General features: G+C 50.9%; 16 protein-coding genes. 3 read left to right on the forward strand and 13 right to left on the reverse strand.

The genetic code is table 11. The annotated features are described in order from the left end of the window. Positions 1–167 precede the first annotated feature (167 nt). The 3 genes from yegD to ACIKP9_RS01640 all read left to right on the forward strand — a co-directional run bounded on the left by yegD (position 168) and on the right by ACIKP9_RS01640 (position 7,167). Positions 168–1,424: a molecular chaperone gene (yegD, locus tag ACIKP9_RS01630; RefSeq protein WP_400878428.1), complete on the forward strand. Its 1,257-nt coding sequence runs from the start codon at positions 168–170 to the stop codon at positions 1,422–1,424. A 265-nt stretch (positions 1,425–1,689) separates the two neighbouring features. Next, complete coding sequence (locus ACIKP9_RS01635) at positions 1,690–6,045, forward strand: response regulator (RefSeq protein WP_400878431.1); 4,356 nt, start codon at positions 1,690–1,692, stop codon at positions 6,043–6,045. A gap of 24 nt (positions 6,046–6,069) precedes the next feature. Beyond that, complete coding sequence (locus ACIKP9_RS01640; RefSeq protein ID WP_400878434.1) at positions 6,070–7,167, forward strand: response regulator; 1,098 nt, start codon at positions 6,070–6,072, stop codon at positions 7,165–7,167. Positions 7,168–7,242: 75 nt separating this feature from the next. On the opposite strand, the gene ACIKP9_RS01645 is transcribed toward ACIKP9_RS01640, so the two are convergent. From ACIKP9_RS01645 to guaA, 13 genes are all read right to left on the reverse strand, one after another. Next, positions 7,243–8,838, reverse strand: coding sequence for an ABC-F family ATPase (locus tag ACIKP9_RS01645; protein ID WP_400878437.1), 1,596 nt, complete (start codon positions 8,836–8,838; stop codon positions 7,243–7,245). A 43-nt stretch (positions 8,839–8,881) separates the two neighbouring features. Continuing rightward, positions 8,882–9,487 (reverse strand): nitroreductase family protein, encoded by a 606-nt coding sequence (locus ACIKP9_RS01650; protein WP_400878440.1) that lies wholly within the window; start codon positions 9,485–9,487, stop codon positions 8,882–8,884. A 12-nt stretch (positions 9,488–9,499) separates the two neighbouring features. Then, positions 9,500–9,997: a GreA/GreB family elongation factor gene (locus tag ACIKP9_RS01655; protein ID WP_400878443.1), complete on the reverse strand. Its 498-nt coding sequence runs from the start codon at positions 9,995–9,997 to the stop codon at positions 9,500–9,502. 153 nt (positions 9,998–10,150) lie between these two features. Beyond that, positions 10,151–12,613 (reverse strand): TonB-dependent siderophore receptor, encoded by a 2,463-nt coding sequence (locus ACIKP9_RS01660; RefSeq protein WP_400878445.1) that lies wholly within the window; start codon positions 12,611–12,613, stop codon positions 10,151–10,153. Positions 12,614–12,718: 105 nt separating this feature from the next. Then, positions 12,719–13,678, reverse strand: a complete 960-nt coding sequence (locus ACIKP9_RS01665) for a FecR family protein (RefSeq protein ID WP_400878448.1) — start codon at positions 13,676–13,678, stop codon at positions 12,719–12,721. A 7-nt stretch (positions 13,679–13,685) separates the two neighbouring features. Beyond that, positions 13,686–14,189, reverse strand: a complete 504-nt coding sequence (locus tag ACIKP9_RS01670) for a sigma-70 family RNA polymerase sigma factor (protein ID WP_400878451.1) — start codon at positions 14,187–14,189, stop codon at positions 13,686–13,688. Positions 14,190–14,319: 130 nt separating this feature from the next. Continuing rightward, positions 14,320–16,746 carry a TonB-dependent siderophore receptor gene (locus ACIKP9_RS01675; RefSeq protein ID WP_400878453.1) on the reverse strand — a complete coding sequence of 809 codons (2,427 nt, stop codon included), beginning with the start codon at positions 16,744–16,746 and terminating at the stop codon, positions 14,320–14,322. A 131-nt stretch (positions 16,747–16,877) separates the two neighbouring features. Beyond that, the gene (locus ACIKP9_RS01680) at positions 16,878–17,903 is read right to left on the reverse strand and encodes a FecR domain-containing protein (protein WP_400878456.1); all 1,026 of its coding nucleotides are present in this window, start codon (positions 17,901–17,903) and stop codon (positions 16,878–16,880) included. A 21-nt stretch (positions 17,904–17,924) separates the two neighbouring features. Next, the gene (locus tag ACIKP9_RS01685; RefSeq protein ID WP_400878459.1) at positions 17,925–18,437 is read right to left on the reverse strand and encodes a sigma-70 family RNA polymerase sigma factor; all 513 of its coding nucleotides are present in this window, start codon (positions 18,435–18,437) and stop codon (positions 17,925–17,927) included. 115 nt (positions 18,438–18,552) lie between these two features. Further along, positions 18,553–19,548: an HD domain-containing phosphohydrolase gene (locus ACIKP9_RS01690; protein WP_400878462.1), complete on the reverse strand. Its 996-nt coding sequence runs from the start codon at positions 19,546–19,548 to the stop codon at positions 18,553–18,555. Beyond that, complete coding sequence (locus tag ACIKP9_RS01695; RefSeq protein WP_400878465.1) at positions 19,548–23,252, reverse strand: PAS domain S-box protein; 3,705 nt, start codon at positions 23,250–23,252, stop codon at positions 19,548–19,550. The genes ACIKP9_RS01690 and ACIKP9_RS01695 overlap by 1 nt, the downstream gene beginning before the upstream one ends. 129 nt (positions 23,253–23,381) lie before the next feature. Beyond that, on the reverse strand, positions 23,382–24,401 hold the full coding sequence (gene trpS, locus ACIKP9_RS01700; RefSeq protein WP_400878468.1) for a tryptophan--tRNA ligase: 1,020 nt from the start codon (positions 24,399–24,401) through the stop codon (positions 23,382–23,384). 46 nt (positions 24,402–24,447) lie between these two features. Beyond that, a complete protein-coding gene (gene guaA, locus ACIKP9_RS01705; protein ID WP_400878471.1) occupies positions 24,448–26,028 on the reverse strand; it encodes a glutamine-hydrolyzing GMP synthase in 1,581 nt (526 codons plus the stop codon). Positions 26,029–26,089: the final 61 nt, after the last annotated feature.

The following is a 26,089-nucleotide window of genomic DNA, read 5'->3' on the forward strand; positions in this document are numbered from 1 at the left end:
ATCACGCGGCTTATTTGCATTGATGTGCTTGCTGAATGAAATACAAATGGCAGAAGAGGTTACTTTGCCGATTGTTGCCTGACGGATTGGCTGCTGTATGCGCGAGCGCTACGCGTATAATCTCGTCTTTTGTTCAACGGCTTCGGCCCATTCAGCAGGTAGTAAAGATGCATTGTGGAATAGATTATGGCACTTCGAACTCATCCCTTGGCGTAGTCAAGGCTGGCAAGGTGGTGCAAGCCATGCTTGAACCGGGGAGTGTGTATCTCCCATCTGCTATTTATCGTGCATTTCCCGAGCATGAACTCAACGAGGATATCGAGTCGCGTACTATTCGCCAACAGTTGGGTAATGCGCAGGGCTTGGTATATGGCACCGAGGCGATTGATGCTTATATTCGTCATCCTGGGGATGGCTTGTTCATGAAGTCGCCTAAGGTGTTTTTAGGGAGCGATCTCAATAAAGACCAGATGGACTTTTTTGAGGTCATCATTGCCAAGATGATGACGCATATCCTGGAACAGGCTAGGCAGTTTTACGGGCATGATTTACGCCAGGCTGTGATTGGGCGACCGATTCGATATCACGGTATTCGTGGTGAGCAGGGTGATCAGCAAGCCTTGGCGATTATGCAACATGCTGCTGCCGAAGCTGGTTTGGACGAAATAGTATTTATGTATGAGCCCTTGGCAGCTGCACTGGATTATGAGCAGGGGCTTGATCAGGACGAAGTGTTGTTGGTGGTGGATGTTGGTGGCGGCACGACCGATTGTTCCGTGGTCAAGGTGGGCCCTTCTTATCGTGATAAGCGCGAGCGTAGCGATGACCTGCTGGCTTATTCAGGCAACCGGATTGGTGGGGTAGACCTGGATATCAATTTGGGTTGGTACAGCATCATGCCTTTGTTCGGGCGAGGGACTGATGAGCTGCATAACAAGGCATTTGATGCGATTGCCGTGAATAGCATCCCGAGCCAGCAGGCATTTTATTCCCGGTTTGAAATGCCGATACATGCCAAGGCAGATGTCGCCAGAGAACGGCTTTACAAGGTATGGCTGGATAAGCTCAGTAGCCATTTGGTGCGCAGTGCAGAATTGACCAAGATTGCTTTGTCTTCTGCTGAGTTGGATGCACTTGACTTGGCGTATGTCGAGGATGGTTTGCAGGTGCAGGTGACACGCGAGGATTTTCGTGAGGCCATTGTGCGCTCTACCGAGAAAATTCGTCAGGTGATTGATGACGCGCGCCAGGCGAGTGATACCCGTATCGACAAGATTTATCTCACCGGGGGGTCTGCAGTATCGCCGGTCATTCAGCAATTGATCCGTGAGGTGGTTGGCGATCAGGTGCCATTTGTTTCCGGCAATATGCACGGCAGTGTTGCCTGTGGCTTGAGTGTATTTGCCAGCCGTCATTTTGCTTAGTTCTTGATGACACCCCGTTGAATCATATAGAGTATTGATATGTGGTATGGCCTAATATGTTGCTGCAAGTTGCGGATACTCGTTTGGCACAATGAGGCGGCAGCTTGAATATCGTATAGGTTGTCTGATCTGAGCGTTGGGCACGGATATTTGGGGAGATCCGATTGCCTAGTCTTTAAGTACCAGTAGAAGCATTGTCGAAGAAGCCATGGGGGGCTTGCCCGCATCCCATGCTTCATAACAATTACACTGAACGAAAGTGCTTATGGGGAAGAAAAAATATGGGTGGTCATGGGCCGCAGGTGTATTTATCCTCGGTGTGGTCGTTACGGCAATCATCGCTCGTGCTCAGTTTTATAACAGCAGCCTACAGTCCCGTCAGTTCGAGCTAGTACACACAGCTAGTCAAGAACTCCAGCATTCCATCCAGTCTGAAATCCAGCATGCCATAGACTTTGTGCAGGCCACGGGATGGTTATTCAATGCTAGTCAATCTGTCAGTCGCAAAGAGTTTGCCGAGTTTGCCGTGCAGGCGCTCCATCATAGTCATATGCTCACTGAGCTACAGTGGAGGCCTCGGGTCAAAGCTGCCGATATACCAGGCTTGGTAGATGCGGCTACGCAGGATGGGCTGATAGGTTTCCGCTTGCTGGAGCAGTCTAGCAATGGTGCTTTTGTTCCCGCCCATGTTCGCGCCGAGTATTTCCCTATTTTCTATAGTGAGATGTCTTTTGAGGAAACGGCCAATCCTTCCTTATTAGGGGTAGATACTGCTGGAATGCCTGATTTTGAGGTGCTTGAGCAGGGCGTGGCTAATGGGCATACGGTGATGGTGACCCAGATGGATACTCGCCAGATCATGGTCACTGTGCCTGTGTTTTCAGGGGGTGAGCGCAATATGGCTTCCCTTACTGGCTATGTGGCTGGTCGCTTGTCTCTACAGCAATTACTGCATACGGTGGAGCAGCAGGCTGAAAAGCTGGGCCTGGATGTCATCCTGCTTGACCATGCAGGTATGCGGTTGCCTGTCCTGCAAGTCATTGGCCAGAATAGTAGCTTGCTTCAGCTTGACCCCAAACAAGCTTATGAGCCAGGCGTATTCGATGTCAGTCTGCCATTCAATGTTGCCAATTTTTCTGGCACTTTGGTGGTACATCCGCATGCAGGATTGTCTGATCAACATGCGTGGTCGCTAGTGGCGATTGTTGGGATGGGCATCTTGATCTCCTTGTTGCTTGCAGGTCTGCTGTATCGCATGTTGGGTGAGCAGCGTGCTGTCAAACTGTCGCAAGAGCAGTTGGATAGCCTGACAGGCAATTTACCTGTGGGAGTTTTCCAGATACATGCCGGCAATGGTACGCCAGCGCGTTTCACTTTTGTGAACGCCAGCGCCTGCCAACTGCTTGAGGTGAAAGAGCAGCAGATATTGGCGAATTGGCAGGAGGCTTTTGCGCATGTCGTGCTAGAGGACAAACAGGACTTATTACTAGCATTGCGTCACGCCAAGGATAATAAGCAGTTGTGGGAGGGCGAGTTCCGCTTGCAAGTAGGCGACAAGTTTCGATGGATACGTGCTCGTGCCATTCCCAGGCATACCCTGCTAAGGGAGTTGGTATATAACGGTTTTCTCGAGGATGTGACTGAACACAAACGCATCGAGGCGGAAATCAGGTCACAAAGCCTGTTCTTGCAGCAACTGATTGATAATATTCCCAGCCCCTTGTTCTTCAAGGGCAGTGATAGCCGCTTTCTTGGGTGTAACCGTGCTTATGAGCATGAGTTTGGTATTTCCCGAGACCACATGATTGGCAAGACAGTACTAGAAATGGAGTATTTGCCATATGAGGATCGCCTGGCTTACCAGGATGAAGATGAGCATGTAATCGCGACGGGTGCCACGGTGCATAAAGCCCTGTCATTACGGTTTGCCGATGGCAAAATGCATCAGGTGCTGTATTGGGTAAGCGGCTTCAAATTGCCGGATGGGACGATAGGTGGCTTGGTCGGATCTATTGTTGATATTACCGCGCAGCGTGAAGCTCAGCAGGCGCTGAGCCTTGCCATTGACCAGCAAAAAGCTTTGTTTGATTCTGCTCCATTGGGTATCTTGGAGTTGAGGAATCGTCGCGTTATCCAGTGCAACCGCAAATTTGAGGTGATGTTGGGCTATGAGCCGGGTGAGTTACTCGGACATTCAACCCGGGAGTGGTTCTCGAGCGATGAGGATTTTGCCCTGGTAGGCAAAAGTTACGACATGTTGCGCCACGGTGAGACTTATATCGGTGAACATCAATTCACCCGCAAGGATGATAGCAAATTGTGGTGCCGGATTTTTGGGCATGCCGTGGATATTCACGATCCTGAGCATCATAGCGTGTGGCAGTTTGAGGACATTACGGAAAAACGCCTAATCGATGAGCAGTTGCGTCTGGCACGCGACATGGCAGAAGAGGCGACCTTGGCTAAGTCGATGTTCCTGGCCAATATGAGCCATGAAATCCGTACTCCCATGAATGCAGTCATTGGTTTGGCACATTTGGCCTTGAAAACTGAGTTGGACCCAAGGCAGCGTGATTACGTTACCAAAATCCACAGCGCAGGCATTTCATTACTGTCTGTCATCAATGACATCCTGGATTTCAGCAAGATCGAGTCAGGCAAGATGGATCTTGAGCAGGTGGAATTCTCGCTTGACCAGGTATTGAGTAGTGTCACCAATACCTTGGCACATTCTGCGAGTGATGCCAGCTTAGAGTTGTTGTTTGATGTAGCGGATGATGTACCACGAAATTTGGTCGGTGATCCGTTACGTTTGGGGCAGGTTTTACTTAACCTGGTCAGCAATGCCATCAAGTTTACCCACGACGGTGAAGTCATCATTCGCTGCCAGCTACTGGATTCCAATGATCAACAGATCAAGTTGCAGTTTTTCGTGATCGATTCCGGGATTGGCATGGATGAGGAAACCTGTTCGCGCCTATTCCAGCCATTTGTGCAGGCCGATGGTTCCACTACGCGTAAATACGGTGGTACTGGCTTGGGCCTGACGATATGCAAACGGCTGGTTGGCATGATGCAAGGGGATATTTGGGTAACCAGCATGCCCGGGCAAGGCTCTACCTTTACTTTTACTGCCTGGTTCGGCAATGGACAGCCAGCCAGGCCTTATATCCTGACCAATGAACTCAATGACCTGCATGTGTTGGTGGTAGATGATAACCTCACGGCCAGGAGCATTCTCGCCAGCCAATTGAGCTTCCTGCCTTGCAAGATCAGCCATGCCAATTCAGGCATGGAGGCCGTGGCGACAGTCAGGGATATGCAACATGTCTTGCCTGTGGACCTAGTGTTGATGGATTGGAAAATGCCCGGCCTGAGTGGGCTGGAGGCTGCCCGCCTGATCAGGCACGACACTAGCTTGAGCAAAATGCCTGCCATTATCATGGTGACAGCCTATGGGCGTGATGAAATCATCAAGGAGTGCGAGGATTTGAAGCTGGAAGGCTTTCTCATCAAGCCTGTGAGCCAATCCACCCTGATTGATACATTGGTCAGTATCTACAGTAAACCCGTAGAAAACTGGGAATATGTGCCTCAAGGCGAGCATTATGACCTCACAGGCATGCGCTTGTTGGTAGTCGAGGATAATGAAATCAATCAGCAGATTGCTGCTGAACTACTGCGGGCTGTGGGGGCTATCGTCGAGATTGCTGAGCATGGTCAGATTGCACTAGATAAGCTTGGTGAGCCAGGTGTGCATTATGATGCTGTATTGATGGACTTACAGATGCCGATCATGGATGGATATGAGGCAACACGCCAGATTCGAGCCAATTCAAGTTTCGATCATTTGCCGATATTGGCGATGACGGCACATGCCACCATGGAAGAGCGCCAGCGCTGCATAGAGCTTGGCATGGTAGCCCATATCACCAAACCGATTGATCCAGATATGCTCTATCAGGCTCTCGCCTGTATTCATGTCAAACATGAGTCTGCGGCTGAAAATGCATCATCGATTGCAGGGGAATATACAGTGCTGGAAATTCAAGGATTTAATGTTTCGGATGCATTACGGCGTGTTGCGGGTAACCAAGAGCTGTATCGCCGTTTGTTAATGCAATTTAGCCAGAGCCAGCAAGGCGCAGTGGAGCAGATACGCAATACTTTGCTGGAGCATCGTCAAGCTGATGCCATCCGGCTGGTACATAACTTGAAAGGTGTGGCCGCCAACTTGGGGGCGCAAGGCTTGGCTGATGTGGCTGCAGAACTTGAGCAGGTGTTGGTCGAAGAAAGGGATGATAGGCTAGTACTGGAGCAGCTTGATGTAGCGTTGACGGAGGCAATAGCAGCGGTGACGAACGTATTGGCACATCCGGTTGCCGAAACCTCGGCGATTCAACTTACGCAGCAGGAGCGGCAGCGATTGCTACAGCAGTTAAGTCAATATCTGGAAGCAAGAGATGCCAGTGTGCAGGATTTTCTTACTCAGCAGTCAGCGGAGTTAAGGTCGATGTTGACTGCGCAGCAATATGGCAGGTTGATTGAGTTTGTCAGCGTTTATCAATTTGATGCGGCTTTACTGTTGGTGCAGCCATTATTGGTAACAACTTCTCATTAGAAAAATATCCTAGGAATCACGGCGATGCACAATACACCGGATACAAAAAGCAAACAAACGATCCTGGTCATTGACGATACCCCGGAAAATCTCTCGGTGATTAATGCCTTGCTGCGTGAGTTTTATCAAGTCAAAGTCTCCACCAGCGGGGTGGATGGCCTCAATGTAGCGCAGATGCAGTCACAGCCTGACTTGATCTTACTCGATATCATGATGCCGGATATTGACGGTTATGAAGTCTGCCGACAGCTCAAGGCTAATCCGGTGACAGAAAATATTCCTGTGATTTTTCTGACCGCCAAAATTCACATGGAAGATGAACAACGTGGTTTTGATGTCGGCGCAGTGGATTACATCGTCAAGCCTATCAGTCCCCCTATCGTATTAGCCCGTATCCAGACGCATCTTTTTCTCAAGGATCAGCGCCGTTTCCTGGAGTACCAGGTGGAGCAACGCACGCGCGAGATCGCACTGATCCAGGATGTGACCATTTATGCGTTGGCATCGCTGGCAGAAACACGCGATAACGAGACTGGCAACCATATTCGCCGTACGCAGAACTATGTGCGGTTATTGGCGGAAAAGCTGCGCGATCACCCGCGATTTTCTGCACAACTGACAACCCCGGTGATTGCGTTGCTATACAAATCTGCCCCATTGCACGACATTGGCAAGGTGGGTATTCCCGATCATATCCTGCTCAAGCCAGGGCCATTGACGGCGGAAGAGTACGAGATCATGAAAAAGCATGCGCAATTGGGTGCCAATGCCTTGATTGAGGCAGAAAAGCTGATCGGGCGTGAAAACAACTTCCTGCAATATGCGCGCGAGATCGCCATGTGGCACCATGAGCACTGGGATGGTTCAGGGTATCCGGATGGGCTGCGTGGTGAAGATATCCCTGTTTCGGCACGCTTGATGGCACTGGCTGATGTCTACGATGCCTTGATCAGTGAACGGGTATATAAACAGGCATTCGAGCATGATGTGGCGGTGCAAACCATTGTTGATGGGCGCGGAACGCATTTCGATCCTGATATTGTCGATGCATTTCTTGCTGTGAAAGATCAGTTCCAGCATATTGCTGAGCAATATCATGATCGATACACTAAACCCAAGTGAATAGGCAGTGATGAGCATAAAAAAAGGATTGCAGATGCAATCCTTTTTTTATTTAGACAGAATATTCAGGCCTGATTATTCAACGCCTTGGCTGGTGAGGTAATCTTCATAATTGCCACTGAAATCGATAATGCCATCGGCCTTGATTTCAATGATGCGGGTAGCCAGCGAGCTGACGAATTCGCGGTCATGGCTGACAAAGAATAGCGTGCCTTTGTATTTATCCAGCGCAGTATTCAGTGCTTCGATGGATTCCATATCCATGTGGTTGGTGGGTTCATCCATCAGCAGCACGTTACTGCGTGCCAGCATTAATTGACCATACAGCATGCGGCCTTTTTCACCACCGGATAATACCTTGACAGACTTTTTGGTATCCTCGCCGGAGAACAGCAAGCGTCCCAACATGCTACGTACGGATTGATCGTCATCGCCTTGTTGCGTGAATTGCGACATCCAGTCGAACAGGTTGAGGTCTTTCTCAAACTCGTATTCGTGATCCTGCGCGAAATAACCCAGCTTGGCCTTATCCGTCCACTTGATTTCACCATGATTGGGTACCAAGTCACCCGCCAGGCAACGCAGGAACGTGGTTTTACCAATGCCGTTTTCCCCGATGATCGCGACCTTTTCACCGGCTTCAAAAATCAATTCCACGTCGTTGAATAATTGGCGATCAAAACCATGGCTGACTTTTTTCAGCTCCACAGCGTTGCGGTGCAGCTTGTCGCGCTCATCATATTCGAAGCGGATGAACGGATATTGACGGCTTGAAGGCTTGAATTCTTCAATCTTGATCTTGTCGATCTGCTTGGCGCGGCTGGTTGCCTGCTTCGCCTTGGAGGCATTGGCGGAGAAGCGGCGCACGAACTCTTGCAGGTCGGCAATTTGCTGCTTGGCCTTGGCATTATCCTTCGCTTGTTGTGCACGGGCCTGGGCCGAAGCTTCCATGTAATCATCGTAGTTGCCAGGGTAGACCGTCAGCTTGCCAAAATCCATATCCGCGGTGTGTGTACAGACCTGATTCAGGAAGTGTCTATCGTGTGAAATGATGATCATGGTGCAATCACGATTATTCAGCACATCTTCCAGCCAGCGGATGGTGTTAATGTCCAGGTTGTTGGTCGGTTCATCCAGCAACAGGATGTCAGGGTTGGCGAACAGCGCTTGTACCAGCAATACCCGCAACTTCCAGCCTGGTGCTACTGCGCTCATGAGGCCATTGTGTTGCTCAATCGGGATACCTACACCCAGCAAAAGTTCGCCTGCGCGTGCTTCCGCGGTATAACCATCATATTCTGCATACACGCCTTCCAGTTCGGCGGCGCGCATGTAGTCTTCTTCTGTGGCTTCAGGGTTCATGTAGATTTCATTTTTCTCTACATTGGCCTTCCACATTTGTTCATGGCCCATCATCACCACGTCGATGACGCGTTGATCTTCATAGGCAAACTGATCTTGGCGCAGGAAAGCCATGCGCTCATTGTTATCGAGGGAGATGTTGCCAGAGGTGGGCTCTAGTACACCTGCCAGGATTTTCATGTAAGTGGATTTGCCACAGCCGTTGGCGCCGATCAGGCCGTAACGGTTACCTTCACCAAACTTGACCGATACGTTCTCAAATAATGGCTTGGCGCCAAACTGCATAGTGATGTTGTTACTGATTAACACGGTGTTTTCCTAAAAAGCCTACAATGTTCTGCGTTTGATGGTGTTACTTGAATGTATTGCGGATGACCACTTCATCCAGTGCCAGCTGGCCTCCGCGAGGTTTTGGCGGCTGAATGCCCTTGCCGATAGCGACAAACATCGCTGGCGTATGATCGGCAGGCAGGTTGAGCAACTTGGCCACGGCATCGAAATCAAAGCCATCCATTGGGCAGGAGTCATAGCCCAGTTCCTTGGCTGCCAACATCAACGTGGTCGCTGCCATGCCGCAGGAGCGCATGCCTTCGTCGCGTTGCACCTGATCCTTGCCGCGGTAGTAATTGTCGATAGCGTTGACCAAGTAATCCTGCACTGGCTGGTCGGCATTGCGCCAATAACGGCGTGGTTCCTTTTCCCAGGCCTTGAGATCCGCCACCAAGACAACTAATAGAGAGGCATCGGTCACCTGTGCCTGATCCCAGCTGGCAGCGCGCACCTGTTTACGCAGCTCTGGGTCTTGCACCAGTACGAAGCGCCAGTTTTGGATGTTGAATGCAGTGGGCGAGAGAAGCGCCAATGACATCAGCTTTTCAATCTCCGCCTCGGACATGGTGTGGCTGGCATCATAAGCTTTGACCGAACGGCGGCTTTCAATAGCTTCAATCACATTCATGGTACATATTCCTCAATAATCAATTGCAATAATTTCCAGTTCCAGGTCACCGACTGGTCGGTGCCAGACGACGCTATCGCCGACTTTCTGACCGATCAACGCGTTTGCGAGCGGAGATACCCAGCTCACGCGGTTGCTGCTGATATCGGCCTCGTCCTCCCCCACAATCATGAAGCTGTGACTGTCGCCATGTTCATCCTCTACCTCGACATTGGCTCCAAATAGCACTGTGCCAACCGGTTGCGCTGATGGATCGACCACGATCGCGGATTCAATGCGGGTCTGCACATAGCGTAGGTCACGGTCTATCATGGCCAGTCTTTGCTGAGCTACCGGGTCTTCCTTGCGTGTGACTAGAGGTAGGCGTTCCTGTTCAAGCTCATTGGCTTGTTGCTGCAACTGTTTGAAACCATGGGGCGTGACATAATTGGGATGTGGGCTGATCGGGCGCTCTGGCAGGTCAGTGCCAGCGTGCTCCAAGTCATCCTCTTTCACAAATCCACGGCTCATGGCGCATGACCCATAAAACCTTGAATTATAACTCAAGTAACGCGTGATTCAGTGCTTGATACCAAGGAGGGGTAAAATCTTGCTTTCTGTGTGCCGGAAAGTATATAGGCGGTACCGTGCCTCGCTGAGCTAGGCATGGTACCGTGGTCGGGATTAGAAATCGATTGTAGCGGAGAGCAGCAACGTGCGGGGCAAGCCCTGAATCAACCAACTGCCATCAATGGTTGATGCCCAGTAATCGCGGCCAAAGAGATTTTCGATATTTCCGCGTAAAGTGACGGGATGTCCCCAAGATTGTGTTGTATAGCGAACACCTATATCCCACCTTGTCCATCCTGGGATACTAGCTTGGTTCTCTGCATCAATGTATTGTCGGCTAGTGGCAAGCATGCGTCCTGACAAGGTAAGGCCGGGCAGTAAGGTAGGATCCCATTCCACACTAAGGTTAGCCTGGCGGCGAGGCACACCGGGAGCATCGTGTCCGTTATTTGTACCATTTTCAGTTTTTGTCAGCATGGCATCTGTCCAGGCAGCGCCACCTAACAGCCTGACATGAGGTAAGACTTCACCGAAAATATTCAATTCCAGGCCGCGGTTGCGTTGTTCGCCATCCACTTTAAAAGTGGGGTTTCCGATGCTATTGGCTACATTGATGCCGTTGGGCTGCGTAATCTGAAAAAGGCTGGCAGTCAGTCCCAGTTTGCCTAAATCCAGTTTTACGCCTGTTTCTAGTTGTTTGCTTTTAATTGGAGGGAAAAGCTCGTTACGATTGGTAACGTTGCCAGATGCAGTCGGGCCCTGGCTCAAGCCTTCTATGTAGCTTGCATATAGCGATAGATTGTCTTGAGGCTTGAATACTACTGCTAAGCTTGGGGTGATGGCGCTTTCGTCGTAATGCTGTGTTCTCGCACTGCTGACTAGGTCATAGCCATTAGCTTTTACCTGTTGGTGACGCACACCTATGATGGTTGTGACGCGGTCATCAAGGAAAGATACCGTGTCGGATAAGGCAAAGGTGGGTAGCTCCAGGGTGTCAGTTTTCGAGACGTTGGAGGAAAATCCTTCTAATGATGGCTTGCTGACCGTGATTGGAGCATAGATATTGGTAGACCAGCTCATGAAGCCATATCCATAGCCATATTCATCGCCAAAACTATAGCCACTTTCTTGCCTTAATGTAGAAAACTGGGCATTGAGTTGGTGCTGTAACGTGCCAGTCTTCAAAGTACCTCTGATGCCCGCCTGGATGCTTTTTCGATTACTGTAACCAGGGTAGTAGTAAAGGTTGACCTGTGCATCACCAGTTGGACTTGTGACAGCAATATCAGAGGATAGCCATTGATATTTGTTCCAGTTAGCTCCTAATCCACCATAGATTGTCCAATCATTAGATACATCGTATTCTGCTTTGAGGAGCAGATACTCGCCTTTGTTTTTGGTATATTCCCAATCCTGCGAAATCTGTTTTTCTGCATTAGGTGCTTTAAGGCTCGAAATCGAGGCCAGGTAGAGTCCCCCAGCACCTGTTGGTGCATGAGTTTTTGTGTTCTGGAAACCCATATCCATAGAGGCGCGTAAGTTTTCGTCGCGAAAGTCTACGCCCAATGTTGCTACCGAAAACTCGCGGGATTGACCGCCCACTGCCGTTTCCCCATCACGATATATACCGTTAAAGCGCACTCCCCATTTTTTCATTTCGCCAAAGCGGCGCCCTATATCGACATGAGTGCCATAATGTCGATCTGATTGATACGAAAGTGTGAGCCGGTTTAATGGCGTGTCTTCCGCACGCTTGGGCACGATGTTGATCGTGCCACCTACGCCGCCTCGTTGCCCCATGCCGCTTAACATGGCAGCTGGGCCTTTAAGTATCTCCACTCGCTCCAAGGTTTCTACCGGCATGGTATTGATCATGGCGATGCCTGCAACGCCGTCGAACAACACATCCGAGCTATAACTGCGCAAACCGCGAATCATGAAGCCATCGCCTTGGCCTGCCGCGCTGGTGAGGCCGTTGGTAGTGACTCGGACCGAGGGGTCGTTTGCGACCACATCGACGAGGCTGGTGGCTTGCTGGTTGCGGATGAGATCGGAGGTATAAGCGGTGATATTGAAGGGCGTGTCGAAAATATCTTGGTTACCGAGCATGCCTAGACGTGCGCCCTTGGCCACCTGTCCGCCTGCGTAGGTTTCAGGTATAGAGCTGGCAGATTCTGCTTGGGCCGTGACTCGGACTTCGGGCAGTGTGTCCGATTGAGTGGGCATTGCCCTGCCTGATTGTACTAACGAGTATTGGTTGGGATAGTTTTTCTTGATGGCAAGTCCGCTACCGACCAGCAATACATCAAATGCCTGGTCGATGCTGTAGTGTCCCCTTAAGGCATGCGCTTGCTTACCTAAGGTTTGTTCTGGCGTGAATGTGATGGTAACACCGGCTTCGCTTGCCAGGATTTGCAATGCCGTCGCTAGCTCGCCTGCGGGAATGTCATATTGCTTAACCTTGACTTGTGAGGCCTCGGAAACATCTGCTGCTAGTGCGGGGATAGCAGTCGTGGCGCTGAATACGAGAAAAAGCGCGACGTATAGTGTGCGTTGTCGATAATGGTGGTGATTCATATGGTTCCCTGATCATGTTTTGATGGCTTACATCAGGGAGGTCACTTGAGAATGAGAATCGGGCAGTATTTTTTTGAAATGTGTGGCGAATTATCACATACAAGCTTAGCTACCTTTAAATTCCGCAATCCTTACCCAATATCGGGTGCGATAAATGATATGCACTGGGAGTGAGTTTGGCAGGGCATTGAGTGCTTGGGTGGTGTCATTCAATGTGAATACGCCCGAGATTCTCAAATCCGATATCGCTTCATCGCAATAGATGAGGCCTGGACGATAGCGTGCCAGCTCCTGTGCGAGGTCTTTTAGGCGCATGCCATTGGCAAATAGCAAGCCTCTGCGCCAAGCGTCGGTTTGGGCTGGCGCTGTAGAGGCGGGGAGTGCTTGATGAGCGGTAAAGCTCGCTTGTTGACCCGCACGGATCAACTGTTGTTCGCCTGTCTGTGAGGTAATCCGCACGTTGCCTTCTAGCACGGTGGTATGGGTTGCATCGTGTGACAGCCTGACGTTGAAGCGTGTGCCCAGAGGCTGAATGTTGCCGTGTATGGTGACCAGCTGGAAAGGCCTGGTTTCGTGTGCGGTATGCCCAGTGGTCACCAGCACTTCCCCCGTCAATAAGGTGACAATGCGGTTGTGCGCCGTAAAGTTAATGTCAATGGCACTGCGTGTATTCAGCACGATCTGGGTGCCATCGGGCAGGGAAATCTCTTTCTGCTCTCCTGTGCCGGTGCTGTAATCTGCCATGTGCAATTGCCATGGTTCTGTCCTGCTTGCCAGTATGCCGCTGCCTGTAGCAAGGCTTAACCAGCCGAGTATTTTCAGGGTGGAGCGTCGGGTTGGGGTATGTAGTGTGGAGAGGGTGTTGTAGGCTGCCCGCGCATTGATGCCGTGCAGGGAGGCGCTGATATTCTCGATATGTTGCCAAGCCTGCTCATGTTCAGGAGCAGCCTGACGCCATTGCTGCAAGCGCTCAGCATCTTGTGTGCTGAAGGTGGCATCCATGCTGAGTGTCAGCCATTCTGCCGCTGCCTTGGAAACCTCTGGTGAAAAACGCGCAGAAGGCATGTGCAATTTACAACATCGAGAAAAAGCACTGCTGGTTTGCACGAGTCAGGTATTGCTTGACCGAGCTGATGGATACGCCAAGCTCTGTAGCAATCTCTGCATAGGATAGGCCTTCCAGGTGGGCAAGCAGGAAAGCCTGCCTGGCTTTGATCGGCAGGCCATTCAAGGCATGGTCAATCTGTTGCAGTAATTCCAGTGCCTGCGCACGTTGCTCAGGAGATGGTGCCTGGGCCTCTGGCAGGGCAGCGAGAGCTTCAATATAAGCCTCTTCGATTACCTGCCGCCTGTGGTAATTGGCGACTAGCCGCCTTGCAATTGTGGCAAGGAAAGGGCGCGGCTCCAGGATGTCTTGCACATTGTTGGCATTGAGGATACTGAGGAAGGTATCTTGCGCCAAATCCGCTGCCTGCTCGTTTTGCTTCACTTTACGGCGTAGCCAGCCTAACAGCCAGCCATGATGCTCGCGATAGATATGATGAAACAACTGCTCTGGCGGCTGGGTGGCAGACATGGATAGGAGCTGGAATAAAACTGAGAATATTTCTCATTTTATTGTTTTGATGGGATTTTGTATAGATGAGGAGAATGCGAATGGGCGCTACGTGCTGTGGTGTAGCGCCCTGGCTTGATGGATGTTGAGATTAGAAATCGGCAGAAACGGAGAGCAGGACTGTGCGTGGCGCGCCAACGGTCAAGCCTTCACGTGCTGCTGATAGCCAGTAGTTCTTGTCGAACACGTTTTCTACAGTGCCCCTGATTGTGATGGGGGTTTTACCAGCAACAAATGCATAGCGTGCACCCAGATCGTAGCGGTTCCAGGTGGGAATTTTTTGCGTGTTGGCTGTATCTACGTATTGTGGGCTGGTGTGCAGCATACGTGCTGTCAGGGTTAGGCCGGGCAGGAAGACGGTATCCCATTCCCCGGCAAGGTTGAATTGCAGCTTGGGCACAGCAGGTGCGGTGTTGCCGTCATCGGTGCCATTTTCTGTTTTATTCAATTTTCCTTGCGTCCAGGCAAAGCCACCAAGTATACGTACATGATCAATTGCTTCACCTTGGGTGATGAGCTCAATTCCTCGATTGCGTTGTATACCATTCATGCCAAATCTCAAGGTAGAGGGGTTGGTAAAGCCGCTAGGGCGCTCGATCTCAAAAGCGCTGAGTGTGGTTGCAAAGCGACCGAAGTCATATTTAACGCCAGCTTCACGTTGCTTGGATGCTGCCGGGCCAAACATTTGACCAGCATTGGTCGTGCCAGGAGGCGCGACTGCTCCTTGATTCAGGGCTTCAATGTAATTGCCATAGAAAGATAGTTGATTGCTTGGCTTGATCGTGACAGCAACCGTTGGTGTCAGGTCAGATTGATCATAATGATCCAATCGAGCACCCGAAGCATCATCGAAGCTGGAAGCAATCACTTGCTGGTGGCGTACACCTAATGTGAGTTGAAGTTTGTTATCCAGCATGGAAGCCGTATCAGCCAAGGCAATGCTGCGTAGCCTGGATTCACCGCCTTTGGGAATGTTTCCGCCGAGTGCAAGAGTCGGTTCTATAGAGGTCGCAGGCGAGTAAATATTGGAAAAAATCGTACTTGATCTGACCAGTAATGAGCCAAATTCCATGGCGTAGCTACTAGCACTCAATACTGCTTCATGAGAGACATTGCCCGTGGTGAACTTGCCTTTTACACCCGCTTCAGCGGTGATGGTATGGACATATTGCTTGGTGCGTGATGGCCGTGCCCCGATATCTCCTTGCTCGTTTAACATCAGCCAGCTGGTTTGCAGGCTGCTAAAGTCATATTGCGAACCACCCAATGCGCCATAGAGCATCAAATCTGGTGTCAGATCAAACTCCATGCGCGTAGCACCTGACAACTGATTACTTTTCCAGTAGCTCCATTTTGGAAGGTAATTGCTTTTTGCATCAGGTGCAGCGCCAATCTGGACGCCGGTATCAGGGAATAGCAGGCCACTACGTGCATACGTCAAACGGTTTTGGTAATTCAGGTCAGCTTCGATGCGCAATTGCTCATTCCTGAAATCGACACCGATAGCAAAAGCATCCAGTTTTTCTTTGGAGTGATCAACAGGGGTATCGCCAGAACTGGTAATGGCATTGACGCGTAAACCCAACTGCTGCTCTGACCCAAAGCGCCGGGCTACGTCAATATGTGTAGCCAGTTGGCTGTCGTCGATAAAAGAAACCGTGAGACGATTGAGCGGGGTTTCGCCAGCACGTTTAGGCACAAGATTGATAGCGCCACCGACCGAGCCTGCAGGCGCCATGCCGTTGAGTAAAGCATTAGGGCCTCTCAGGACCTCAACCCGTTCAATACCAATCAATGAGCTGGAATCGCGTGGTGCAACGCCATAGAGGCCATTGAACATGGCATCGTAGTTAAACAATGTAAATCCGCGGATGTTGAATTCATCTCGCCCAGAGCCTCGCGAATACGTATTGCGGATGGATGGGTCATTGATCAGTACATCACCAATATTCTGTGCTTGCTGGTCTTCGATCAGCTTGGCAGTGTATTGGGTGACGCTGAACGGAGTATCCAGATTGTCCTTATTGCCCAGTAGGCCTATCTTGCCTCCTCGGGCGACTTGGCCGCCAGCATATTCAGCAGGCAAAGTGCTGCTGGATATCTCCCGGCTGGCTTTTACGTTCACAGTGGGTAAGGTCTTGCCTTGCGCTTCACCTGAGACGACAGTTGCTTTGCGTAGGACGTAGCCCCTACCTGTCTGAGGTACGGCCTCGAGGCCGCTACCACTCAGTAGCGCAGCCAGGCCAGACGAAACGGTATAGCGGCCTTTGAGACCAACTGAGCTGAGTTTTTCGAGCAGGGTTGCTTCATAGCTGAGGTTGATGTCAGCGACTCTGGCAAACTGGTTCAGTGCCGTGTCTAGGGCACCGGCAGCAATGTCGTATTCCTGAGTATTGGTATTGCTTGCTTGTGCTTCCTGGGATGTGGCAGCCCAAGTGACTCCAGGAAGGGCGGTCATGCCAATGGTGATGCCAATCATGGCGCTCTGCATGGCAAGCGCCAGTTTAGTTCTGGTCAATGTTGGCTCTGCTTTGCGGGAATGGTGTTTGTGAGTCATGGGAATCTTTCTACAAGATAGTGAGTCATGAAATGCTTCTATCTGGTAGGCCGATTGAGATTGCCAATCCCCTCAATTTCTTTGAAAAATTTTTATGGCTGGGTGGAATGAGTCTGTGCAGGCCCCACACTGACCCAGAAGCGGGTGCGGTAAGTGAGTGCGATGGGTTGGGTATGGGCAAGGAATTTTAGTGTCTGGTCTGTATCCTTGAGATGGAATAAGCCCGATACCCGTAGCTCAGCTACCTGATCATTACATTCAATATAACCATGGCGGTAGCGCGCCAATTCTGCAATCAGGTCAACCAGGCGGATATTTTTTCCTGAGATCACTCCATCTGCCCAACTACCTGCATCAAAGCCTTGCGATATGAAAGGTTCTGCCACATGTTCGCGTAACCATTGGCTTTCTCCTGCTTGCACGATATGGGAACTGCCAACAGTGGGATAGAGTGCGACAGCATGCTCTTGCACCGTTACGAGGGCAGCATCGTTGGTGAGCCGCACGATAAAACGAGTGCCTAGGGCTTCAAGCTTGCCAAAAGGTGTATACACCAGGAATGGGCGTTTATTGGGATAGCTGGCATCTTGGCCCGTGGTCACCATGATTTCACCACGTAGCAGGCTGATGACGCGTTTCTGGCCTGTCATATCAATACGCACTGCAGTGTCTGTGTTGAGCATCAAGGCGGTACCATCTGCGAGTTGCAGTGATTGTTGTTCACCTACACGGGTGCTCGCATCTGCTACTAGCCGCTGCCAAGGGCTATAGCTACGAACACCCCAACCGCTGCCCATGATGAAACCGGCAAGAGACAGCAGTTGTAATGTTTTCCTGCGTTTCAGCAAGTGTTGCTGGCGTGTGTGATCTGCTTGTTCCAGCGTGGATAGTGCAAGGCTGGAGGGGAGGTTGGTTTGAGCGAAAGGCTGGCCAAGGCTATTGATGCGCTCCCAAGCACTGGCATGTATGGGATTGGCTTGTAGCCATGTCTTGAACTGCAAATGGGTTTGCTGGCTAGCGTTGTTATAGTTGAGCTTGATAGACCAGATAATGGCGGCATCAATCACGGCATCAGGGAGGGGAGTCGCCATGTCTGAGTGAGGATCGTGCTTTGCCATGTGCTTCAAACCTTGGAGTTCTTATGATTCAAAGCGCACGGCATAGCAATGGCGTAAGGCTTTGGCAATGTAGCGCTCCACGGTAGCAAGGGAAACTCCTAGCTGTTGGGCGATTTGCGGGCAGGTGAGTCCATCCAGTTGCGCCATGAGAAAGGCCGTGCGTATGGCTGGTTTCAAGCTATCCAGCATGCGATCAATCTCAATCAGGGTTTCAAGGAATATCAGGCGATGCTCAAGGGCGGGTGTTTCTGCCTCAGGTAATGTAGCGAGTGTTTCAAGCCACGCCTGCTCCAATTCTCGCCTGCGCCAGTGCTCAACTACTAGGCCATGTGCAATGGTGGAGAGAAAGGCACGCGGTTGATGGGCTTGAATGGGCTGTTTGCGCAATAGCAAGCGCATGAAGACATCTTGTGCAATATCTGTGGCATCTAATGTGCTGCCCAGCTTGCGCCTGATCCAGCCTTGTAACCAATGATGGTGATCCACATACAGGCTGTGCACTTCTTGATGCAGGGTAGGGTTTGCGTCTGGCACGAGAGAATCCTGCGTGGCCTTGATTATAAATGATAATGGTTATTATATTTCTTCCATTTGGTGGTGCGCAATAGATTGAGAAGACGTGAAACAAATTCCTGACACGATAGCGTCGTTACACTTCTCGCCAATCTGCCGTTGTGGCAATGATGTCGTCAACGCAGCGCATCAGGGCATCGACGACATCTGGGTCGAAATGCTTGCTGTTTTGTGACTGGATAAAAGTGATCGCCTCTTCTATTGGCCAGGCTTTCTTGTAAGGGCGGCTATTGGTGAGGGCGTCAAATACGTCGGCAATTGCCACGATGCGGCCTTCGATGGGAATGTCATTGCCTTTGAGTCCATGTGGGTAGCCACTGCCATCCCATTTCTCATGATGGGTGAGGGCCAGTGAGCGCGCCAGCTCTAGCAAGGGGGAGTTTGACTCACCGAGAATGGCGGCACCGATTTCCGGGTGCTGTCGCATGATGCGTAGCTCTTCCTCGTCCAGCTTTCCAGGCTTGAGCAGGATATTGTCCGGGATGCCTATTTTGCCAATATCGTGCATGGGGGCTGCTTGACGTAAATCTTCAGCATAGGCTTCAGTGAATCCCATGCTGAGAGCAATAATTTTGCAGCTATGGCTCATGCGCATGACATGCAAGCCGGTTTCGTTGTCCTTGTATTCGGCGGCACGCCCGAGGCGGTCTATCAACTGTGCATAGGTGTGCTTGAGTTCTTCTGCCTGCACCAACGAAAGGTGGGTTTTGATTCTTGCTCGCGTAATGCTGGCCGAGACTGGTTTGGTCAGGTAATCCACAGCACCGGTTTCAAAGCCTTTGGCCTCATCCAGATCATCGTGAAGTGCCGTGACGTAGATCACCGGAATCCTGCGGGTGGTTGGGTCGCTTTTCAATGCTGTGCACACTTCAAACCCTGTCATGTCAGGCATCATGATGTCGAGCAGTATCATGTTAGGCACTTCACGCTTGGCAAGTGTCAACGCATCCTTGCCATTTTTGGCAAAGCTCAATCGATAATCGTTTTGCAGAATCTGGCGCAGGATTTTCAGATTCGTGGTTTCGTCATCCACAACCAGAATACGTGGTGCAAGGTGAGTCGCGTGTGTCATCAAGATTCCTCTACAGCCAATGCCTGTTGCAATGTGCTAATCAATACTTGTGCCTGTTCGAATTCAAACTCGTTGAATGCCTGGGCAATCTTTCTGATCTCACTGACATAATCTGCCGGTGCCTGGCTTAATAGCTTTTCAAGTAGCTGGTCATTCAGTTCTGCTTGTGAGGCTTGTGTTTGCAGTGTTGCTAAACGTGCCTTTAGTTCAGCCAAGGTACATTCAGGCGCTATCGACGGTGTATGTTTACCCAACGATGAAGCCGTGAGCATGCTCAATTGCGCGCGGAAAGCGGCGTGTGCTTGCTCCAAGCCGATAAGCTTTTGTGTCAAGGTGCTGTGGTCTTTGATCAGGGAAAGTGATTCTATCTGTCCATACAATTTATATAGCGTGTCCAGCGCAAGGTTGCCACTGACGCCTTTGCCCGCGTGGGCAAAACTACGGATACCGGCATAATCTTTTAGCGCTAGCAGCTCCTTAAAATGTGACCCATGCGAGAGGGTTTCAGTGCTGAAGCGTTGTAATTCATGCAGGTAGACATCTCGATCTCCCCAGAGCGCGATGCCTTTATCCATGCGAATACTTGATGTGTCATCTTGCCGCGGAGGTTCATGTTGGATGGCGTTGGCGGTTGGTATGTCCAATGCCAGTACCCGGATGATTTCTGTGGTCAATGCGGCCATGTTGATGGGTTTGCTGGCAAACCCATCCATGCCGGCCTGCTTGGCTGCAATACGGTCCTCTGTCAGCACACTGGCCGTCAACGCGATAATCGGGGTATGGGCCTGCTTGCGTTGGGCTTCAATCAAGCGAATGTTGGAGGAAGCAATCAATCCATCCATGCCTGGCATTTGTACATCCATCAGTATCAGGTCGAATTGTTCTTTTTGAAAAAGTAGGACAGCTTCGGCACCATCTCGGGCTATGCTGATCGTGTGTCCCCCTTTGCTGAGTAACACGGTGAGCAATTCTATGTTTTGCTGGATATCATCTGCCACCAGGATATGCAAGGGGGGTAGCTGATGCTGTATCGCCTCTAAGGTAGGCGCTGGGTCTTGCACGCTGGCAAGTGGCAATATAACGGTGAAGCAGCTGCCTTTGCCAAGGGTACTTGTTGCTGTAAGGCTGCCCCCCATCAGTTCTATCAGTTGTTTGCTAATGGTGCTGCCCAGCCCAGTGCCGCCAAAGCGGCGGCTCATCGAGGCATCTGCTTGTGTGAATGGTTCGAAGATGCTTTCCAGTCGATCAGCGGCAATGCCAATCCCGGTGTCTTCAACATCAAACTGCAATGTTTGGTCATCAAGTTGCTGTATCTTCAGCATCACATGGCCTTGCTCAGTAAACTTGATGCCGTTACCCAGTAAGTTCATCAGCACCTGGCGAATGCGATCCGGGGCACCATGGAAGCTGCCTTGCACCTCGGGGGCAATATCAAGCTTCAACTCTATGCCTTTACGTCGCGCTTGTATCCACAGCGTCGAGATGACGTTGTCGACGAGCTCTGTGAGGCCAAAGTCCAGCATTTCCAATTCCAGTTTGCCTTTTTCCAGCTTGGCGCTATCTAGAATGTCATTGAGCAAGTGCAGCAAGGATTTTGCAGACATACTGATGGTGTTCAAGTAATGTCGTTGATCTTCTGGCATAGGGGAATCAAGCAGGACATCACTGAAACCGATGATCGCGTTCATCGGCGTGCGGATTTCATGGCTCATGTTCGCCATGAACGAGGATTTGACGCTGGAGGCTTGCTCAGCACGCTCTTTGGCCTCTTTGAGGTCATTTTCCATGCTGATGCGCTCGCTGATATCGATCATGGACATGATAATTTTGCTTACCTGGCCATCGACATCAAATACTGGGCTGTAATACGCATTGATCCAGATATGGCGACCATCCTTGGCTAATCTCAGATATTCGCCCTGTACATATTCTCCAGCACGCAATGCGCGCCATTTGTCTTGATAGGCCTGGCTGGATTGGCTTTCAGCGGTGCAAAAAATCGTATGATGCTTGCCAACGATCTCATGCAATTGATAGCCGGTGACGTGCAGGAAGTTGGCATTGGCATGGATGATGTGGCCATCAATGGTGAATTCGGCCATGCTGGTAGCATAGTTCATGGCCTTGACCACGCTCTCGAACTCGGCATTGCGTAGCTTGCTTTCCGTCGTATCGATAATGACGCCGTCCAGCCACACGAGGTTGCCTGTTTCATCACGTATGCCACTTCCTGTTTCTGCAACCCAATGTTCATGACCATGCTTGTCATAAATCCGGTATTCAATCGAGTAGTGGTTTTCACTGAGTAGTGCTTGCGAAATTTCATTCTGAATACGTATGGCATCATCAGGATGTGTGATATCAGCAAAAAATATCGTGCCATTCAAGAACTCATTGGCTGACCATCCTGTGATGTTTCTCACTGCATCGTTAATCAACAACATGGTCCATTTGGCATCAAATTTGCAGCGGAAAGTGATGCCTGGCATGTTAGACATGAGTGAGTTGATTTGGTCATGCTGTTCTTTGATCTTGGCTTCAATACGCTTCTGTGCCGTGATATCACTGATGAAAGTGACAAACATCATTTGACCGGCGATCATTGCCTTGTTCATCGAGATGGTGGCAGGAAATATTTCCCCGTTTCTGCGCAGCCCCTGGACTTCTTGATTGCTGCCCAAGATCGTACTCTTACCGGTAGCAAGGTATCTGGATAATAATCCATCATAGATCGCGTGATAGTGGTCTGGCATGAGTAGAGTCGCTTTCTTGCCCAATACGTCTACCATGCTCCAGCCAAATAATTTTTCTGCTGCAAGGTTGAATGAGTGGATGTTGCCCTGTGCATCGACGGTGATGATGCCATCTACGGCGCTGTCCAGAATAGTAGTCAAGCGGGTTTCGCTTGCCGTCAGGCTTTCTAGCAGTTGGCGATAGCGAAACAGCAAGTTGGAAACAATGGCCAAGATACCGATCAGGATAGTGACTATCGCAATGCTGAGCCCGAGGGCGTCGGTTTTGTTCTGTGACGGATCAAAGGATAGGTCCGCCTCACCGAGGTATACTGCAGCCGCCATGCCTGTATAGTGCATGGCGGCAATAGCGCATCCCATCAGGATGCCGCCTAACAGTAGCGAAGATAGCGGATGAATCTTGTTACGCTTGAGATAGAACACCACCCATAAAGCAACCGTAGCCAGTGAAATGGCCACAAGTAATGAAATCAGAAAGCCTGCTAGATTGAAGCGTAGTAAGGGTGTCATATTCATTGCCAGCATGCCGCTGTAATGCATCATGCCAATGCCTGTGCCCACGACGATGCCTCCTGTGATCAAGCGTAGGAGGCTGACGTGATCCCTTGTTAGCAAGGATAGGGCATACCACGAGGCAAAGATGCCTGGCAGTATCGATAGTATCGTGAGGCCTGGAGAGTAGCGAATCTGGAAACACAGCTGGTATGCCATCATGCCGATAAAATGCATGGACCATATCCCTGCACCGAGAGCGACAGCGCCCGCCAATACAATGAGTTTCTTGCCTAGTGTGGAAGATTGCGCCAGCGACATACGGGAGAGCTGCAGGGCAATAATAGACGAGGTAATAGCGACCAGGATGGATAAGGCGACCATCCATAGGTCATAAAATCCTGCGATAAATGGAAGTGCTGTGTTGGCTTGGTAAAAGAACTGATCGAAAACATTCATGTCAGTTCTGCTAACGGTATTTGATTGTAAAACTTGATGTAATGCCGAGTAATTTATTCCAAACGAACATAAAAAACGCCCGGTTTTGCCGGGCGTTTTCGTTTATAAGAGAGTAACTCTGTTTTGACGTTAAAAGTAATTCAACCCCAAGGCAGCCTTGACCTCATCCATGGTGTTGGCTGCGACTTCACGCGCTTGTTCGGTTCCTTCGCGCAGTAATTGAAGGATGTAGCCTTTGTCTTCGGCGAGTTCGGCACGACGCGTACGGATAGGCTCCAGCATTTCCTGCAATACCGCTTCCAGGCGTTTTTTCACAATGCTGTCGGCGAGGCCGCCGCGCATGTAATGGGCTTTGAGTTCAGCCACTGCAGCCTTGTCGGTATCGAAGGCATCGAGGTAGGTGAAAGCGATGTTACCTTCTACATGGCCTGGGTCTTCAATCTTCAAGTGCAGTGGGTCTGTGTAGACTTTTTTCACTGCCTTGCTGATTTCATCAGCCGTGGCGCCGAGATTAATCACATTGCCAAGCGATTTGCTCATTTTTGCTTTGCCATCAATGCCGGGCAGGCGGCCGATTTCCGGCACCAGGGCCTTGGTTTCCACCAGGATTTCTGCCTTGGTGCTGGGGTTCTTATACTGGCGGTTGAAGCGGCGCACGATCTCGTTGGTCTGCTCGATCATCGGGATCTGGTCTTCGCCCACTGGCACCAAGGTTGCCTTGAAAGCAGTGATGTCGGCAGCCTGGCTCACGGGGTAAGTCAGGAAGCCAGCAGGAATGTCGCGCTCGAAATCGCGCAGGCGGATTTCTTCCTTGACCGTCGGGTTGCGCTCAAGGCGTGCAACAGTCACCAGGTTGAGGTAATAGAACGCCAACTCGGTCAGCTCGGGCACTTGCGACTGGATGAAAATCGTCGAGAGCTTGGGATCAATGCCGACAGCGAGATAATCCAATGCCACCTCAATGACGTTGCGGTGCACCTTATCAATGTCGTCCATATTATCGGTGAGGGCCTGCGCATCAGCCAGCATGACATATTGCTTATATTCATGCTGGTAATGCACGCGATTACGCAGGCTGCCAACGAAGTGGCCTAAATGCAGCGGGCCGGTAGGGCGATCGCCGGTGAGGATAATGGATTTTGTGCTCATCGTGTTGTTCTCGGTTTTCTGAAGCCAGGCAAGCAGGTCAGGCGGGTTATTCCCACTCAATGGTGGCTGGTGGCTTGCCAGAGATGTCGTATACCACGCGGTTGATACCACGTACTTCATTGATAATTCGATTGGATACCTTGCCCAGCAGGTCGTAAGGTAGTTCAGCCCAGTGTGCAGTCATGAAATCAGTGGTGACAACAGCACGCAGCGCGACTACATAATCATAAGTGCGGCCATCGCCCATCACGCCTACAGACTTGACTGGCAGGAACACGGCGAAAGCTTGTGAAGTCTTGTCATACCAGGATTTGCCATCGGCATCCTGGGTGTTGCGCAGCTCTTCGATAAAGATATGGTCAGCACGACGCAGCAGATCAGCGTATTCGCGCTTTACCTCACCCAGAATACGTACCCCAAGGCCAGGGCCAGGGAAGGGGTGACGGTAGACCATCTCGTGTGGCAGGCCAAGCGCTACACCCAGTTCGCGCACTTCGTCCTTGAATAGTTCGCGCAATGGCTCAAGCAATTGCAGCTTCAAGGTATCAGGCAGGCCACCTACGTTGTGGTGGCTCTTGATGGTGTGGGCTTTCTTGGTCTTGGCACCGGCGGATTCAATTACATCCGGATATATGGTGCCTTGGGCTAGCCACTTGGCTTGTGCTAGTTTTGCCGATTCTTGCTGGAATACTTCCACAAATTCACGACCAATAATTTTGCGCTTGGCCTCCGGGTCGCTGACGCCAGCCAGGTCGCCGAGGAATTTTGCGCTGGCATCGACGTGGATTACCTTGACGCCAAGATTCTTGGCAAAGGTTTCCATCACTTGCTCGGCTTCGTTGAGACGCAATAGGCCGTTATCAACGAATACACAGGTTAACTGGTCGCCAATCGCACGGTGGATCAGGGCTGCCGCTACTGAGGAATCAACACCGCCGGAAAGCCCGAGGATGACTTCGTCACTGCCTACTTCATCACGAATGCGTTGTACGGCGGTTGCCACGTAATCTGGCATATTCCAGCTTTGGTCGCAGCCGCAGATGCCATGTACGAATTGGTTAAGCAGGGCTTTGCCTTGCTTGGTGTGCGTCACTTCGGGGTGAAACTGCACCGCATAGAAGCGGCGGCTTTCATCCGCCATGCCTGCAATCGGGGTGGAGCTGTTGCTGGCAATAATCTTGAAGCCTTCCGGCAAGGCTGTGACCTTGTCGCCATGGCTCATCCAGACATCCAGCAGGCCGTGGCCTTCTGCATTGCTTTTGTCCTGAATATCCTTGAGCAAGGCAGAGTGGCCCTGGGCGCGGATTTCGGCATAGCCAAACTCACGCTTGGCAGCATTTTCCACTGAACCACCAAGTTGGGCTGCCATGGTCTGCATGCCATAGCAAATGCCTAATACGGGCACGCCCAGCTCAAACACGCTTTGTGGTGCACGCGGCGTTTCATCCTCGTAAACCGAGTTGGGGCCGCCGGAAAGAATAACGCCAGCTGGATTGAATTCACGGATGAAATCATCGCTGACATCCCATGAGTGCAGCTCACAGTAGACATTGGCCTCGCGGATGCGGCGGGCAATCAGTTGGGTATATTGGGAGCCAAAATCAAGAATCAGAATTTTTTGTTGCATGGAAGCTCAAGCGCGGGAATAAGGTTGAAAGAAAACGGCCAAGTAGCATCTGCTCACTTGG

It is taken from the genome of Methylobacillus methanolivorans (assembly GCF_044751345.1).
Taxonomy (GTDB): domain Bacteria; phylum Pseudomonadota; class Gammaproteobacteria; order Burkholderiales; family Methylophilaceae; genus Methylobacillus; species Methylobacillus methanolivorans.